Source organism: Stenotrophomonas sp. Steno-Z2 (genome assembly GCF_056393235.1).
Window position 1 is genome coordinate 886174 of the sequence record NZ_JBWJOY010000002.1, and the last position, 15238, is coordinate 901411.

Sequence of the window (15238 nt, forward strand, 5' to 3'; positions counted from 1 at the left end):
GGGGAAGCTCCGTCAGAAGGAAACCTGCAGGCGCGAGAACACGGCCTTCTCGGCAGGCAGGGCGGCGCCGCCGGCGGCGGCGTCGAAGCGGCTGTGCAGGTAGTTGGTCGCCAGCCTGAGGTTGGCCGTCAGGTACCAGTTCGCGCCCAGCGTCCAGGCGCGCACGCGCGAGGCGGAGGCGGCCGGGTCGGCATAGAACGGGAACGCGGCATCGTCGATGTCCAGCACGCCGTAGCGCGCGGTGAGTTCGAAGGCGCCCAGGCCGCCGTTGCTGCCGAACGGCCGCGACGGCGTCACCCCGCGGTAGCCGGCGTCCTCGCCGGTGAGCACGTAGCTGGCCGTGGCCTGCCAGGCGCGATGGTCCAGTTCCGCACGCCGGCCGTCGCGCGCCACCTGCTGCTGCGAGACGATGTACTCGCCCTGCAGGCCGAAGCCGTTGCGGTAGAACCAGCCCTGCGGCGACCAGCGGCGGTGGCTGCCGTCGGCCAGCACCGTGCCGCGATAGCTGAAGAAGGTCGCCTGACCCGGTGTGCGGTAGCGCGGCAGGAAGTTGCTGCCGGTGCCGTGTTTCTCGCCGCTGCTGGCGCCCAGGCCGAAGCCCAGCCCCGCCCAGGCGCTGTCCGTGCCCTTCAGCGGCTCGAAGAACACGCGGCCGGCAACCTCGAAATCGTCGTCCGGATTGCTGGTCACCGCGTCGCGGCCATCGACCGCGCCGTTGAACAGGCCCAATGCGTAGCTGAATCTGCCCTTGGCCGCCTCGCCCTGCAGTTGCACGCCGAGATCGCGGTTGGGCGCCAGTTCGCTGGCCAGCGCGCGCTCGACATCGACCAGGGCCGAGGACGACTGCAGGCGCTCCAGCCCGACCGGCGAGGTGAACTTGCCCACGCGCACCGTATAGGCCGGATCGAAGCGCAGGTCGGCATAGGCATCGACGATGCTGGCGCTGTCGCCGGCGAACTCGGGGGTGAAGCGGTAGGCCACCAGCGTGCCGAGCGAACCTTCCAGCGTCGGCCGCGCGGTGCGCAGCAGGAAGGTGTCGTTCTGGCCGCTGTCGCCGAGGAACACCCGCGCATCGCCCTGCAGCAGGCCACGCAGCTTCAGTTCGTAATTGCCGTCGCCGGACTTGAACGCGGCGCCCTTCTGGTCGACGGTGATCTTCGGCGCCGCCCTGGCCGCGGCCACGCGTTCTTCTTCCTGCAGTTCCAGGCGGCGCTCGAGGATGCGCAGGCGCTGGTCCAGGTCGGCCAGGCCGACGCCCTCGACGGCGGCGTCGCCGGATACGCCGGCCAGGCGTTCCAGCCGCTCCAGGCGCTGCTGCAGCTGTTCCACCGTGGGCTGCTGCGCCTGCGCCGATGCCGCCGCCCCGCACAGCGCCACGGCCAGGCTGAGGCACAGCAGCTTCCTGGTCGGCACGGTGGACGGGAGGGGGGACGCGCTCATCGGCGGCTCCTTGAGTTGGGTGGGGAGGGAGCGTCGATGCTGCGGGCGCACACGCCGGCCGGGAAATGACTTCGGCCGCGACGCTTATAGCCATTCCCCATGAAACCGGCGGCGACCCCGCCCGACCGCTAGAATCGGCACTCCTTCCACCGCAAGACCCTGCCATGACCGCAACCGCGAACACTTCCCCGCTCACCCGGCACTACGCCGAGGAACTGGACGCCATCCGCGCGCAGGGGCTGTTCAAGTCCGAACGCATCATCACCAGCCCGCAGTCGGCCGAGATCACCCTGGACGACGGCCGCACCGTGCTGAACTTCTGCGCCAACAACTACCTGGGCCTGGCCGACCACCCGGACCTGATCCAGGCCGCCAAGGACGCGCTGGACAGCCACGGCTTCGGCATGGCCTCGGTGCGCTTCATCTGCGGCACCCAGGACCTGCACAAGCAGCTGGAGAAGCAGATCGCCGACTTTTTCGGCAAGGAAGACACCATCCTCTACGCCGCCTGCTTCGACGCCAACGGCGGCCTGTTCGAGCCGCTGCTCGGCGAGAACGACGCGATCATCTCCGACGCGCTCAACCATGCCTCGATCATCGACGGCGTGCGCCTGTGCAAGGCCAAACGCTTCCGCTACGCCAACTGCGACATGGCCGATCTGGAGGCGCAGCTGCAGGCCGCCGACGCCGCCGGCTGCCGTACCAAACTGATCACCACCGACGGCGTGTTCTCGATGGACGGCTTCATCGCCCCGCTGGACGAGATCACCGCGCTGGCGAAGAAGTACAACGCGCTGGTGCACATCGACGAATGCCACGCCACCGGCTTCCTCGGCGCCACCGGCCGCGGCTCGGCCGAGGTCAAGGGCGTGCTGGAGAAGATCGACATCATCACCGGCACCCTGGGCAAGGCCATGGGCGGCGCGCTGGGCGGCTTCACCTGCGCCAGCGCCGAGGTGGTCGAACTGCTGCGCCAGCGCTCGCGCCCCTACCTGTTCTCCAACTCGCTGCCGCCGCACGTGGTCGCCGCCGGCATCAAGGCCTTCGACATGCTCGACAAGGCCGACGACCTGCGCCGCAAGCTGGCCGAGAACACCGCGTATTTCCGCCAGAAGATGACCGCCGCCGGCTTCGACGTGAAGCCGGGCGTGCACCCGATCAGCCCGGTGATGCTGTACGACGCACCGCTGGCGCAGAAATTCGCCCAGCGCCTGCTGGAAGAAGGCATCTATGCGATCGGCTTCTTCTTCCCGGTGGTGCCCAAGGGCCAGGCGCGCATCCGCACGCAGATGAGCGCCGCGCACAGCCGCGAACACCTGGATCGCGCCATCGATGCCTTCACCCGCATCGGCCGGGAGCTGGGCGTCATCAAGGGCTGATCCGGCCCGGCTTCACAGACGAGAACAGGCGCCCAAGGGCGCCTGTTCCGTATCCGGCCTGCGAACGCTGCGCCGGCATCCACGCTTCATGTGCACGACGCTGGCCCGCGGGAACGCCGACTCAGTTCTTGGCGGCCTGTGCCGGCTCCGCGGAGGCCCCGTCAGGCGTATTGCCGCGCGCTACCCGGATGCCATTGGCCTTCATCCAGGCATCGAACTGGTCGGCACTCATGTTCTGCCCTTCCTGCTGCATCAGGAAGCGGTAGTTGCCCAGCGCGTCCTTTTCCGCCATCGGCGCCTCCACCGTCACCGTGATCGGCTTTTCCTCGACGGCCACCGCCACCGGCTTGCCGGACGAGGCGCAACCGGCCAGAACCGCGGCAGCCGCCAGTGCAAAAGCAACGGGAATGCCGTTTTTCATCGCGGAGCCGTGCGTCATGAAAGAACGGCAGGAAAGCCGTTTTTCACGGCGAAGCCGCCCGAAAGGGTGACGCACAAGGATGTGCGTCATGAAAGAACGGCACGACAGCCGTTCTTCACGGCAAAGCCGCCCCAAAAGGCGACGCACAGGGATGTGCGTCATGAAAGAACGGCAGGACGGCCGTTCTTCACGGCGAAGCCGCCCGAAAGGGTGACGCACAGGGATGTGCGTCATGAAAACACCGCGGATGGAAGCTGGCATGGCCGCTCGACCTCTCTGGGAACAGGCCTACAGCCTAATCATGCACTTGAAGAAATCAAGCTATTTGCATGAATTACATGGAGAATTTTATGAATTGGCGTGCGATCCAGCAGCCGCGCCGGCCAGCGCTTCCAGTTCCGCCGCCTCGAGCATGCGCCACTGCCCTTTGCCCAGTTCGCCCAGCGACACCGGCCCGATCGCCACGCGCACCAGCCGCAGCACCTCGAACCCCAGCACCTGCAGCAGCCGCCGGATATGCCGGTTGCGCCCTTCGTCGAGCACGATCTCCAGCCATGCGGTGCGCTCGCTCCGGCGCAGAACGGCAACCGAGTGCGCGGCCAGGTGCTCGCCGGCATCCTCGATGCCCTCCTGCATGCGCGCCAGCTGCGCCGCGTCGGGCACGCCATCGATCTGCACGCGGTAGGTCTTCAGCGGCCCCGTCGCGGGGTCGGTCAGCCGCGCCGCCCATTCCGGATCGTTGCTGAAGAACAGCAGGCCTTCGCTGGCCTTGTCCAGACGGCCGACCGGCGCCAGCCATGGCAGGCCGGCACCATCGAAGCAGCGATAGACGGTGTCCCGGCCCTGCTCGTCGCGCACGCTGGTGACCAGGCCACGCGGCTTGTTCAGGGCCACGTACAGGCGGCGCGCCGCCACCAGGGGCTCGCCGTCCATCGTGACCCGCTGCCGGGTGAGGACGACGGGGAACTCAGGGTCGCGGACCACCCGGCCATCCACGGCGACCCGGCCGGCCAGCACCCGGCGCGCGGCTTCGGCGCGCGAACACACGCCCGCCTTGGACAGCACGCGCGCCAGGCCATGGCGCGGCGCGGCGGCCTTCTTCGCGCCGGTTGCGGAAGGCGAAACGAAATGCCCGCCCTGTCTGGCAGGGCGGGCATCGCGGGAAATCCTGCGCGGCATCCAGGCAGCTTGCGTTACTTGACCTCGGGCGCGGGCTTGGCTTCGGCCGCGCCTTCGGCGGCCGGGGCTGCCGCCTTGACCACACGCACGCCGCGCGCCTTCATCCAGGCGTCGAACTCGTCGGCGGTCATGCGCTTGCCGCCCTGGCTCATGTCGAAGCGCCACGGCGTATTGTCGTACTGCGTCTGCGGCTTATAGGCGGCCGGGTCATTGGGATTGATCGCCGGCCGCGCCGGCATCGCGCTGGCGACGTTGTTGCAGCTTTCCACACGCAGGCGCATCAGCACGCGGTCGAGCGACTGCTCGTCGCCGGCGTTCGAGGTCAGCACACCCGACGGCATGCCCAGTTGCCCCGGACGGGCATACAGTTCCACGGCGACCGGCTCGATCACCGTGGCCGGCAGCGGCGGCGGCACGATGGCGCTGGCCGAGCAATCGACGGCTGCGTGGGCGGCGGGAACGAGGACCAGGGCGACGGCGCCGGCCAGTGCGATACGCAGCATCGGTATTTCCATTCGTGCAGGGACGCCGCGAGTGTAGGCATGCCCCGCAGGGCTTTCAACCATCGTGGCAGGGTTCGCGGAAAGTGGGTTCTCGTGCGCCCATGAAAGGCGACCGACCGGTGATCGGGGCCACGGACACGCCCGCTCCTGCGACGCAAAAAACAAGGCCCGGCTTTCGCCGGGCCTTGCTCGAATCAACCGATACGTCCGATCAGTTCTGGACGTTCAGCTCGGTGCGACGGTTCTTGGCGCGACCTTCCGGGTTGTCCGAACCATCCGGGTTGGTGTTCGGAGCAATCGGACGGCTCTCGCCGTAGCCGATCGGGCCGACCAGACGCGAAGCTTCGACGCCGTTGGTGGTCAGGTAGTCGTACACGGCCTTGGCGCGACGCTCGGACAGCTTCTGGTTGTAGGCGTCGGTACCCTTCGAGTCGGTGTGACCGGCGACTTCAACGCGCAGTTCCGGGTAACGCTTCAGGATCTCGCTGGCCTCGCTCAGGATCGCGACGGCATCCGGACGCAGGGTCGACTTGTCGAAGTCGAAGTTCACGCCCTTCAGGTCGATCGACACCGGCACCGGGCAGCCGTCCGGACCCACGATCTGGCCGGCCTGCGAGTTCGGGCACTTGTCGTCGCAGTTGTTGACGCCGTCACCATCGTCGTCCAGGTCGGCGCAGCTCGGCGCGACCGGAGCCGGCGGCGGAGCAACGGCGGCGACCGGAGCCGGGCCCAGCGGGATCACGACGCCGACCGAAGCCAGCACGTCGCCGAACCAGTCGTTGTCCTTGCCGGCCAGGCGCGGGTTCACGCTCTGGTCGTCGAAATCGGCGCGGTAGGCCACTTCGGCACGCACGGCGACGCGCTTCTCGAAGGTGGTCTGCAGACCAACGCCGACCTTGGCGGCGAGGTTGCCGTCCTTGCGCTCAGCCGGCGAGTTCGGCGAGTTGATGACGTACTCTTCCTCGGCCTTCTGGTAGCCCAGGCCGAACAGCAGGTACGGGTTCCAGCCGCGGCCGTCCTGGATGAAGTGGCGACGCAGATCCAGCGACACGCCGTACTGCGACCAGTTCAGGTCCTGATTCTTGTCGAAGTTCGGGTTCTGATAGTTCAGCTCGCCGTCCAGCGACCAGTTCGGGCTGATGAACTTGCCCAGGCCCAGGGTGCCGAACGGAGCATCGTTGGTGCCACGGTCGCCGTCCTGGAAGTTGAAGCCGGCCGAACCGGTCAGGTACCAGCGGTCGTCGAATTCCTGGGCCGACGCGGCCTGGGCAAATGCCAGACCACCCAGCAGCGCGGCGGTAAGGATCTTCTTGTTCATGAATACAACTCCTTGTTTCGGGGGTATGAAACCGGTAATGGCATGGTCCAGCACAGCGATTTCGTTCGTCGCGTCCGAAAGATGGCCGTTTCCGCACGCCAACGCGGTGCACATTATGCGCTGGCCCGTGAAGACGACGTTAACAGCTGCGTAACAAATGACGCAGCCCCGGACTTCGGAATGACCGGCGAATGGCAACCCTATACAGCTTGGTAAAGACACGCAAGAGCCAGGCCTGACGGGCGTTTCCGGGGCCGCCGACCGCGACACGGGGAGGCTCCGGGTTGCGGCGCGGATGTCATGCCTGCAGCGCTGGATGTCATCTGTGCCTGAACCGTCCCTGCGTATCATGGTGGCCTCCCCCTCACCGAACGGAACTTTTTCCATGAAAGCTGTCGGTCTGAGCCGCTCCCTGCCAATCGAGGATCCCCAGGCCCTGGAAGACTTCGAACTGCCCTCGCCCGCGGCGCCACAGGGGCGGGACCTGCTGGTCGGGGTGCAGGCCGTGTCGGTCAATCCGGTGGACACCAAGCTGCGGCGCTCGGGCAAGGGCGAGAACGTTCCGCCCCGCATCCTCGGCTTCGACGCCGCGGGCACCGTGCTGGCCGTCGGCCCCGATGTCACCGCCTTCGAGGTGGGGGACGAGGTCTATTACGCCGGCGATGTCACCCGGCCGGGCTGCGATGCGCAGCTGCAGCTGGTGGACGAACGGCTGGTCGGGCGCAAGCCGACCACGCTGGATTTCGCCGAGGCCGCGGCGCTGCCGCTGACCACGCTGACGGCCTGGGAACTGCTGTTCCAGCGCATGCCCTACCAGCTGGACGGGCGGCGCAACGCCGGCAGGACCCTGCTCGTCATCGGCGGCGCCGGCGGCGTGGGTTCGATGGCGATCCAGCTCGGCCGCCATGCGGGATTCACCGTGGTGGCGACCGCCTCGCGCGATGAAAGCCGTGCCTGGTGCCGGCAGATGGGCGCCGAGCATGTCATCGACCATCGCCAGCCGCTGGCGCCGCAGCTGCAGGCGCTGGGCATCGACCAGGTGGACGCGGCCGTGAACCTGGCCGACACCGACCGCTACTGGCAGGCGCTCGGCGAGCTGCTGGCGCCGCAGGGGCATGTCGGCCTGATCGTGGAGCCGGCCGGCGACCTGCGCATCGGCGATCCGTACAAGGCCAAGTGCATCGGCATCCACTGGGAGTTCATGTTCGCGCGCGCGCGTTTCCGTACCGCCGACATGATCGAGCAGCACCGCATCCTCACCCGCGCCGCCAGCCTGATCGATGCCGGCGAACTGCGTACCCCGCTGACCCGGCGCCTTGGCCCGATCAACGCGGCCAACCTGCGCCAGGCGCACCGGCTGCTGGAATCGGGCAGCACCATCGGCAAGCTGGTGCTCGAGGGCTGGGACTGAGGAGCAACACGACCGGCACGGGGCGTGGAAAGCGGGACCGCCGCTTCCCCGCGCCCCTTTCCCCGCGTTTCCCCATGCCGATGCCGTCCTTTCCGTTCGTCCTGCGCCTGCTACAGTTGCTGCTCGGGCTGTTCCTGTTCGGCATCGCCTCGGCGCTGATGATACGCGCCGGTATCGGCATCGCGCCCTGGGACGTGCTGGCGCAGGGCATCTCCCTGCGCAGCGGGCTGGCCTTCGGCCTGGTCACCAACCTGGTGGGCGTCGCCGTCCTGCTGATGTGGTGGCCGCTGCGGCAGCGCCCGGGGCTGGGCACGGTGCTGAACGTGCTGCTGATCGGTCCCAGCGCCCAGGTCGGCCTGTACGCCGTGCCCGCCGCGCAGGGACTGCCGGGGCAGGTGCTGCTGTTCACCGCGGGCCTGGTGCTGCTGGCGATCGCCACCGGCCTATATATAGGTGCGCGCCTGGGCCCGGGGCCGCGCGACGGGCTGATGACCGGGCTGCACGCGCGCAGCGGCTGGGCCATCTGGAAGGTGCGCACCCTGATCGAGGCGGCGGCGCTGGCGGCAGGGTGGTGCCTGGGCGGCAACGCCGGCCTGGGCACCCTGGCCTTCGCGCTGCTGATCGGGCCGCTGTGCGGGATCACGCTGCCCCTGTTCGACCGCCGCGTTCCGGCGCCATCGCCGGCCGCGGCACCGCCGGCGGACTGAACCCCTTGCCGCAGGCGGGGTTTCGCGGCACGCTGGGGTGATCCGTACGCAAGCGTATCCATCATGACGCCCGCCACCGACACCGCCTACCCCCACCTGTTCGCCCCGCTGGACCTGGGCTTCACCCGCCTGCGCAACCGCATCCTGATGGGCTCGATGCACACCGGGCTCGAGGACCATGTGCGCGACTTTCCCAAGCTGGCCGCCTATTTCGGCGAGCGCGCGGCGGGCGGCGCCGCGCTGCTGGTCACCGGCGGTTTCTCGCCGAACATCGCCGGCTGGCTGGCGCCGTTCGGCAGCAAGCTGTCCTGGCCGTGGGAAGTGGGCCGGCACCGGCAGGTCACCGCCGCCGTGCACGGCCACGGCGCCCACATCTGCCTGCAGCTGCTGCATGCCGGGCGCTACGCCTACCACCCGCTGCAGGTGGCGCCGTCGAAGCTGAAGGCGCCGATCAATCCGTTCACCCCGCGCGCGCTGTCGGCGCGGGGGGTGGAACGCCAGATCGCCAGCTACGCCCGCGCCGCGCGGCTGGCGCGCGAGGCTGGTTACGACGGCGTGGAAGTGATGGGCTCGGAAGGCTATCTGATCAACGAGTTCATCGCCCCGCGCACCAACAAACGCAGCGATGCGTGGGGCGGCGACGCCGACAGGCGCATGCGCTTCGCCGTGGAGATCGTGCGCCGCATCCGCGAGGCCTGCGGCCCGGACTTCATCATCATCTACCGGCTGTCGCTGCTGGACCTGGTGGAGGACGGCAGCAACTGGGAAGAAATCCTGCGGCAGGCCCGCGCCATCGAAGCCGCCGGCGCCACCCTGATCAATTCCGGCATCGGCTGGCACGAGGCGCGCGTGCCGACCATCGCCACCTCGGTGCCGCGCGCGGCCTTCACCGGCGTCACCGCCAAGCTGCGCCCGCACGTGGGCGTGCCGGTGATCGCGGTCAACCGCATCAACATGCCCGACGTGGCCGAACGGGTGCTGGCCGATGGCCAGGCCGACATGGTCTCGCTGGCGCGGCCGCTGCTGGCCGACCCGCAGTGGCCGGCCAAGGCCCGCGCCGGCAGGCCGGAGACCATCAATACCTGCATCGCCTGCAACCAGGCCTGCCTGGACCACATCTTCGTCAACAAGCGCGCCACCTGCCTGGTCAATCCGCGCGCCGCGCACGAGACCGAGCTGGTCTACCGCCCGACCGGTGCGCCAAAACGCGTGGCGGTGGTCGGCGCGGGCCCGGCCGGCCTGGCCTGCGCCACCGTCGCCGCCGAACGCGGCCACGCCGTCACCCTGTTCGATGCGGCCGACGAGATCGGCGGCCAGTTCAACGTGGCCAAGCGTATTCCCGGCAAGGAGGAATTCCACGAGACCCTGCGCTATTTCCGCCACCGCCTGGCCGACACCGGCGTGGACCTGCGCCTGGGCACCCGGGTGGATGCGCCGATGCTGGCCGGCTTCGACGAGGTGGTGGTGGCCACCGGCATCTCGCCGCGCAGGGTGGATTTCCCCGGTGCCGACCACCCGATGGTGGTCAGCTACCTGGACGTGCTGCAGGGCCGTGTCCAGGCCGCGGACAAGGTGGCCATCATCGGCGCCGGCGGCATCGGCTTCGACGTGGGCGAGTTCCTGGTGCAGGAAGGCCCCTCGCCGTCGCTGAACCCGGCGCGGTGGATGGCCGAATGGGGCGTGGATGCGAGCTTCGAGGGCCGCGGCGCGCTGGCGCAGCCGCGGCCGGAAGCGCCGGCGCGCAAGGTCTGGCTGCTGCAGCGCAGCCCCGGCAAGCCCGGTGCCCGCCTCGGCAAGACCACCGGCTGGATCCACCGCGCCACGCTCAAGGCCAAGGGCGTGCAGATGCTGGGCGGGGTGGAATACCTGGGCGTCGACGACCGTGGCCTGCGCATTCGCGCCGATGGCGCCGAGCAGTTGCTGGACGTCGGCACCGTGGTGGTCTGCGCCGGGCAGGAACCGATGCGCGCCCTGGCCGATGCGCTGGCGGCGGCCGGCGTCAGCGCCCATGTCATCGGCGGCGCCGACGTCGCCGCCGAGCTGGACGCCAAGCGCGCCATCGACCAAGGCAGCCGCCTGGCCGCCGCGCTCTAGCACCGTTCCGGCATGCAGGGGTACCGGCCTCGCGCCGGCCCGGACGTGAACAACGGCACCCCACGGCACAACCGCGTGGACAGCGTTCGTCCCCTGCCCACGCGCCCCCTGTCGGCGGCAAAAAACGCCGATTTTTCGTGATGGAAACCACATTGCGGGCCGCGCGCGCCGGCTGTCGGCGACGATTCCGGCCCAGGCAACGAAGCTGAATGTCAAGAAAGCGCATTCAGGATGAGTTTGGGATAGCCCCCCTACCTTGCGCCGACTTTCCGCTCACCCCCCAGTTCTGGTGAGCACGGCGCAGCCCCACGGTCGGTGACCGGGGACTGCCCACGGGGCGGCCCCGATGCCATGGCCGCCTCCCCATGACGCCAAGCCCCAGCCCTCCGGTTCCCCTCCCATTGCGAGGAACAGGCAGGTTGCGGCCCATACGGAGCAAGGAGACCTATGAAACTGGCCTGGATTCTCTGGCTGTCGCAGTTGTTGCCGCAGCCGGCCGCCGATTCGCTGTGCCTGAGTACCACCGTCTATCTGGAAGCCCGCGACCAGACCCTGCGCGGCCAGCAGGCCGTGGCCGAAGTCGCGCTGCGCCGCCTCGACAGCGGGCTGTGGGGCGACTCGATGTGCCAGGTGGTGACCGCACGCAAGCAGTTCGCCCCCACCCTGGTGGCGCCGGACACCCAGCTGCGCAACAACGACGCTTGGGCCGAAGCCGTGGACGTGGCCTTCGCCGCCGAGCGCAACTGGGCCCTGCCGGCCGGCCAGCGCAAGGAGATCGTGCCGGGCGCCAGCCACTTCGCCGCCCACGCCATCGCCAGCCCCAGCTGGCGCAATGCCTACCAGGTCGCCACCATCGGCGGGCATACCTTCTACAAGGTGCAGTCGCTCAAGCCGCGCGCCTCCTGAGGCGCAATGCCACGCAAGAGCGGTACCAGCAGTCACACCGGCCGACGCGCCCGGGACGATAATGCGGGGGTCATTCCACCCCCGAGGTACCCGATGAAGCTCTACACCAAACCCGGCGCCTGCTCCCTGGCCGACCACATCGCGCTGATCTGGTCCGGCCTGCCCTTCGAGGTGCAGATCGTGGACCACGCGACCATGAAGTCGCCGCAGTACCTGGCCATGAACCCGGCCGGCGCGGTCCCGGTGCTGGAGGACGAGGGCTGGGTACTGACCCAGAACGCGGCCATCCTGCACTACATCTGCGACAAGGCGCCGGCCGCCGGCCTGGAGGGCGGCAGCGACCCGCGCACCCGCGCCGAGGTCAACCGCTGGCTGTCCTTCGTCAACGCCGACCTGCACCCGGTGTACTACCCGATCTTCGGCTCGACCAAGTACCTGGAGGACGAAGCGGTCATCGCCCGCACCCAGCAGAACTCGCGCGACAAGCTCAAGGGCCTGTACCAGCGCCTCAACGACCGCCTGGCGCAGGTCGACTGGCTGGGCGGCACGCCGCGCCCGAGCATCGCCGATGCCTACACCTACGTGACCCTGCGCTGGGCGCGCGGCCTGAAGATCGACCTGGCCGGCATGGACGCGCTGGACCGCTTCGAGCAGCGCATGCGGGCCGATCCTGCGGTGCAGGCCGCGCTCAAGGCCGAAGGCCTGGAGTAAGCGGACGCCTTGCCGCATGAACGACGGGCCGCCGGTTGCACGACCGGCGGCCCGTTGCGTTTCAGGGCCGGGCTTCAGCGCACCGACAGCGTCGCGATCAGGCGTGGCTTGTCGCGGTACAGCGCCGGATACTGCCGCTTCAGCGCCTCGACCCTGGGCAGGTCGTTGATGCGGATGTACGGCGCGTCCGGGTGCAGGGCCAGATAGTTCTGGTGGTAATCCTCGGCCGGGTAGAAGCGTCTGCCGCCTTCGACCCGCGTCACCAGCGGCGCGGCGAACACGCCGCTGCGCCGCAGCTGGTCGATGTAGGCCAGCGTCGCCGCGCGCTGCGGCGCGTCGTCGGCATAGACCGCCGAGCGGTACTGGCTGCCATGGTCCGGGCCCTGCCGGTCCAGCTGCGTGGGGTCGTGCACCACCGAGAAGAACACCTGCATCAGCTGCGCGTAGCCGACCTGCGCCGGGTCGTAGGTCACCTGCACCGCTTCGGCATGGCCGGTCCTGCCCGTGCCCACGCGCGCATAGCGGGCGTCGGCCGCGCTGCCGCCGATGTAACCGGCTACCGCGCTCTCCACGCCCTTCACGTGCTGGAACACGCCCTGCACGCCCCAGAAACAGCCGCCGGCGAACACCACGCGCGCATGCGCCACGCCCGGCTGGCGCAGGTCGGCGGCACCGGTGGGCACCGGCACGCTCACCGGCGGGGAAGCGGCGTGCACCGGCCGGTCGAGGCCGGATGCGGCGAGCAACAGCAGGCCGGCGACCAGGGCGGCAACGCCACCGGCAACGAGTTTGTCCATCGCAGGTTTCATCGCCGGGCTCCTTGTTTCAACCGAAGGTGAAAGCGTAGGCGCGCACGCCCGGATCGAGGAACTCGATTTCGAAGCTGCGCTCCTTCACGGCGCCGCCCTGGCGGATCAGCTGGTAGAGGCGATTGCCGTCCACCTGCCCGTCGCCATCGGCGCTCACGTCGCCGCCGGCCATGGCGCCTGGCGCATGGCCATCGATGCGCACCCTGAAACGAACCGGCCTGCCGGCCGCGTCCGGCGCCAGCACCAGGTGCAGGTCGCGCGCATGGAAACGGAATACGATGCGGCCGCCGGCCTGCTGCAGCCGCGCATCCTCGTCACCGACCAACCAGCGTCCGCCCAGCGCCCACTGGTTGAGCCGCAGCGTGGGCGGCACGGTGTAGTCGAACGCGCGGTCCGCGCGCAGCCCGCCCGGCGACGCGAAGTTCTCCGCGCGCGCATGGCCGATGTAGGTTTCCGGCGAGCGCAGGTTGTCCATGTCCGCCTCGCGCTCGACCCCGCCAGGCGCCGCGGCCACCGTCATCGCCGGCGCCGCATCGCCGGGCAAGGCGTTGCCCGCCTCGCGCAGCAGTTGGCGGATGATGCGTTCGGCGTCCTCGTAATCGCCCTCGCCGAAATGATGAGCACGGATGCGCCCCTGCGCATCGATGAAGTAATGCGCGGGCCAGTAGCGGTTGTCGAAGCCGCGCCAGATCGCGAAATCGTTGTCGAGCGCGACAGGCCAGGTGACGCCCAGGTCCTCCACCGCCCGCTGCACATTGCGTACGTCGCGCTCGAACGCGAACTCCGGCGCATGCACGCCGACCACCACCAGCCCATGGTCGCGATAACGCTCGTACCATGCGCGCACGTGCGGCAGCGCGCGCAGGCAGTTGATGCAGGAGTAGGTCCAGAAGTCGACCAGCACCACCTTGCCGCGCAGCGCCTGCGCATCCAGCGGTGGGCTGTTGAGCCAGCCGGTGGCACCGGCCAGCGACGGCAGCGTGCCTTCGACCGGCAACGCCGGCCGCGCGGCATTGCCCGCCGCCATCATCATCATCGACGCGCCCGCCGCCGGTCGTTGCGCGGGCAGCGCATCGAGCAGCCCCTGCTCCAGGCGCGCGGTGCTCACCGTCGACAGCCGGGTCAGCACGCCGGTATCCCAGCCCATCGCGATCGCGACCACCGCCAGCAACGCGGCCACGCCCAGCCCGCGCCGGATCCACTCGCCCGCGCCCAGATGCCGCTTCAGCGTGGCCAATACGCGGCCACCGATCCACACCGCCAGCGCCAGCGACGTCGCCGCCCCCAGCGCGTAGGCCAGCAGCAGGCCGCTGGTGCCGATGTTCGCGCCCTGCAGCGCCGCGCCGGTGAGGATCAGGCCCAGGATCGGCCCGGCACAGGGCGCCCACAGCAATCCGGTGGCGACGCCGACCAGCAGCGAACTGCCGACGCCACCGCCTTCGCCGGCCGACGCGTCCAGCCGCCCGCCCAGCCGCTGCAGCGGCGACAGCAGCCGGTTGGCCAGCGCGGGCCACAACAGGGCCAGCGCGAAGACCGCCATCACCGCCAGCGCGATCCAGCGTCCGGCCTGGTTGGCCTGCGCGACCCAGCGGCTGCCCACCGCCGCCAGGCTGGCGACGGCGGCGAACATCAGCGCCATGCCCGCCAGCAGCGGCAGGGTGCTGCGCAGGAATGGCCGGTCCGCACGCGCGAATACGAATGGCAGCACCGGCAGGATGCAGGGGCTGAGGAGCGTGAGCACACCGCCGAGGTAGGCCAGCAGGAGCAGGAACATGGAGTGTCCTTTGTGGAATCGGGGATGCGGCGCTCAGGCCGCTGCGAAGGTCATGGCCACGCCGTTCATGCAGTAGCGCAGCCCGGTCGGGCGTGGCCCGTCGTCGAACACGTGGCCGAGGTGGCCGCCGCAGCGCCGGCAGTGCACCTCCACCCGCAACATGCCGAAGGTGGTGTCGCGGTCCTCGCCGACCGCGCCGTGCAGCGGCGCCCAGAAACTGGGCCAGCCGGTGCCGCTGTCGAACTTGGTGGCCGAGGAGAACAGCGCCAGCGCGCAGCCGGCGCAGTGGAAGGTGCCGCGCCGGTGCTCGCCGTCGAGCGGACTGCTGAAGGCGCGCTCGGTGCCCTGCCCGCGCAGCACCGCGTACTGCGCCGGGGTCAGCTGCCGGCGCCACTGGGCGTCGCTGCGCATGATCTCGAAGTTGCCGCGGCTGGCCGGCGGCACCGGGGCGGCCCGGCTGCAGGCGCCCACGCCGAACAGGCCGGCCGCGGCCACCGTGCCGCCGATGCCCAGCAGCTTGCGTCGGGTGAGGGACATGGGCGGTCTCCAGGCAGGAACGACACGGCCATGCTGCGCCCGCGGCGAT

The 15238-nt window shown here is 69.7% G+C and carries 14 protein-coding genes; 6 read left to right on the forward strand and 8 right to left on the reverse strand.

The genetic code is table 11. The annotated features are described in order from the left end of the window. Nucleotides 1–12: 12 nt before the first annotated feature. A complete protein-coding gene (locus AC06FP_RS09145; protein WP_478075267.1) occupies nt 13–1440 on the reverse strand; it encodes an OprO/OprP family phosphate-selective porin in 1428 nt (475 codons plus the stop codon). Between the two features lie 164 nt (nt 1441–1604). On the opposite strand from AC06FP_RS09145, the gene kbl reads away from it, so the two are divergent. Further along, nucleotides 1605–2819 (forward strand): glycine C-acetyltransferase, encoded by a 1215-nt coding sequence (gene kbl / locus AC06FP_RS09150; protein ID WP_478075268.1) that lies wholly within the window; start codon nt 1605–1607, stop codon nt 2817–2819. 121 nt (nt 2820–2940) lie between these two features. Here kbl and AC06FP_RS09155 read toward each other — a convergent pair whose 3' ends face one another. From AC06FP_RS09155 to AC06FP_RS09170, 4 genes are all read right to left on the reverse strand, one after another. After that, nucleotides 2941–3501 (reverse strand): hypothetical protein, encoded by a 561-nt coding sequence (locus AC06FP_RS09155; protein WP_478075269.1) that lies wholly within the window; start codon nt 3499–3501, stop codon nt 2941–2943. Between the two features lie 87 nt (nt 3502–3588). Further along, nucleotides 3589–4419 carry a pseudouridine synthase gene (locus AC06FP_RS09160; RefSeq protein ID WP_478075270.1) on the reverse strand — a complete coding sequence of 277 codons (831 nt, stop codon included), beginning with the start codon at nt 4417–4419 and terminating at the stop codon, nt 3589–3591. Between the two features lie 14 nt (nt 4420–4433). Beyond that, nucleotides 4434–4922: a hypothetical protein gene (locus AC06FP_RS09165; RefSeq protein ID WP_456118315.1), complete on the reverse strand. Its 489-nt coding sequence runs from the start codon at nt 4920–4922 to the stop codon at nt 4434–4436. A 211-nt stretch (nt 4923–5133) separates the two neighbouring features. Continuing rightward, the gene (locus AC06FP_RS09170) at nt 5134–6240 is read right to left on the reverse strand and encodes an OmpA family protein (RefSeq protein ID WP_456118314.1); all 1107 of its coding nucleotides are present in this window, start codon (nt 6238–6240) and stop codon (nt 5134–5136) included. Nucleotides 6241–6625: 385 nt separating this feature from the next. Between AC06FP_RS09170 and AC06FP_RS09175 the strand changes: the two genes are divergently transcribed. From AC06FP_RS09175 to AC06FP_RS09195, 5 genes are all read left to right on the forward strand, one after another. After that, a complete protein-coding gene (locus AC06FP_RS09175; protein ID WP_478075271.1) occupies nt 6626–7651 on the forward strand; it encodes a zinc-binding alcohol dehydrogenase family protein in 1026 nt (341 codons plus the stop codon). An 80-nt stretch (nt 7652–7731) separates the two neighbouring features. After that, entirely contained in the window at nt 7732–8358 is a 627-nt protein-coding gene (gene yczE, locus AC06FP_RS09180) for a membrane protein YczE (protein ID WP_456118312.1), read from the forward strand. Between the two features lie 63 nt (nt 8359–8421). Beyond that, nucleotides 8422–10452, forward strand: a complete 2031-nt coding sequence (locus AC06FP_RS09185) for a 2,4-dienoyl-CoA reductase FMN-binding domain-containing protein (RefSeq protein WP_478075272.1) — start codon at nt 8422–8424, stop codon at nt 10450–10452. A 447-nt stretch (nt 10453–10899) separates the two neighbouring features. After that, entirely contained in the window at nt 10900–11358 is a 459-nt protein-coding gene (locus AC06FP_RS09190; protein WP_055767569.1) for a cell wall hydrolase, read from the forward strand. Nucleotides 11359–11451: 93 nt separating this feature from the next. After that, a complete protein-coding gene (locus AC06FP_RS09195; RefSeq protein ID WP_478075273.1) occupies nt 11452–12069 on the forward strand; it encodes a glutathione S-transferase family protein in 618 nt (205 codons plus the stop codon). Nucleotides 12070–12143: 74 nt separating this feature from the next. On the opposite strand, the gene msrA is transcribed toward AC06FP_RS09195, so the two are convergent. The 3 genes from msrA to msrB are packed head-to-tail and all read right to left on the reverse strand — an operon-like array spanning nt 12144 to nt 15189. After that, nucleotides 12144–12878, reverse strand: a complete 735-nt coding sequence (msrA, locus tag AC06FP_RS09200) for a peptide-methionine (S)-S-oxide reductase MsrA (protein WP_478075274.1) — start codon at nt 12876–12878, stop codon at nt 12144–12146. A 16-nt stretch (nt 12879–12894) separates the two neighbouring features. Beyond that, nucleotides 12895–14652: a cytochrome c biogenesis protein DipZ gene (locus AC06FP_RS09205; RefSeq protein ID WP_478075275.1), complete on the reverse strand. Its 1758-nt coding sequence runs from the start codon at nt 14650–14652 to the stop codon at nt 12895–12897. Nucleotides 14653–14685: 33 nt separating this feature from the next. Continuing rightward, nucleotides 14686–15189 carry a peptide-methionine (R)-S-oxide reductase MsrB gene (gene msrB / locus AC06FP_RS09210; RefSeq protein ID WP_478075276.1) on the reverse strand — a complete coding sequence of 168 codons (504 nt, stop codon included), beginning with the start codon at nt 15187–15189 and terminating at the stop codon, nt 14686–14688. Nucleotides 15190–15238: the final 49 nt, after the last annotated feature.

What these genes read in the sequence shown, in the direction of transcription:
- AC06FP_RS09195 (WP_478075273.1), top strand. Translation starts at nt 11,452, where the DNA reads ATGAAGCTCTACACCAAACCCGGCGCCTGCTCCCTGGCCGACCACATC.
- kbl (WP_478075268.1), top strand. Translation starts at nt 1,605, where the DNA reads ATGACCGCAACCGCGAACACTTCCCCGCTCACCCGGCACTACGCCGAG.
- AC06FP_RS09190 (WP_055767569.1), top strand. Translation starts at nt 10,900, where the DNA reads ATGAAACTGGCCTGGATTCTCTGGCTGTCGCAGTTGTTGCCGCAGCCG.
- AC06FP_RS09165 (WP_456118315.1), bottom strand. Translation starts at nt 4,922, where the DNA reads ATGCTGCGTATCGCACTGGCCGGCGCCGTCGCCCTGGTCCTCGTTCCC.
- msrA (WP_478075274.1), bottom strand. Translation starts at nt 12,878, where the DNA reads ATGAAACCTGCGATGGACAAACTCGTTGCCGGTGGCGTTGCCGCCCTG.
- AC06FP_RS09145 (WP_478075267.1), bottom strand. Translation starts at nt 1,440, where the DNA reads ATGAGCGCGTCCCCCCTCCCGTCCACCGTGCCGACCAGGAAGCTGCTG.
- AC06FP_RS09160 (WP_478075270.1), bottom strand. Translation starts at nt 4,419, where the DNA reads ATGCCGCGCAGGATTTCCCGCGATGCCCGCCCTGCCAGACAGGGCGGG.
- AC06FP_RS09205 (WP_478075275.1), bottom strand. Translation starts at nt 14,652, where the DNA reads ATGTTCCTGCTCCTGCTGGCCTACCTCGGCGGTGTGCTCACGCTCCTC.
- yczE (WP_456118312.1), top strand. Translation starts at nt 7,732, where the DNA reads ATGCCGTCCTTTCCGTTCGTCCTGCGCCTGCTACAGTTGCTGCTCGGG.
- AC06FP_RS09155 (WP_478075269.1), bottom strand. Translation starts at nt 3,501, where the DNA reads ATGCCAGCTTCCATCCGCGGTGTTTTCATGACGCACATCCCTGTGCGT.
- AC06FP_RS09170 (WP_456118314.1), bottom strand. Translation starts at nt 6,240, where the DNA reads ATGAACAAGAAGATCCTTACCGCCGCGCTGCTGGGTGGTCTGGCATTT.
- AC06FP_RS09175 (WP_478075271.1), top strand. Translation starts at nt 6,626, where the DNA reads ATGAAAGCTGTCGGTCTGAGCCGCTCCCTGCCAATCGAGGATCCCCAG.
- msrB (WP_478075276.1), bottom strand. Translation starts at nt 15,189, where the DNA reads ATGTCCCTCACCCGACGCAAGCTGCTGGGCATCGGCGGCACGGTGGCC.
- AC06FP_RS09185 (WP_478075272.1), top strand. Translation starts at nt 8,422, where the DNA reads ATGACGCCCGCCACCGACACCGCCTACCCCCACCTGTTCGCCCCGCTG.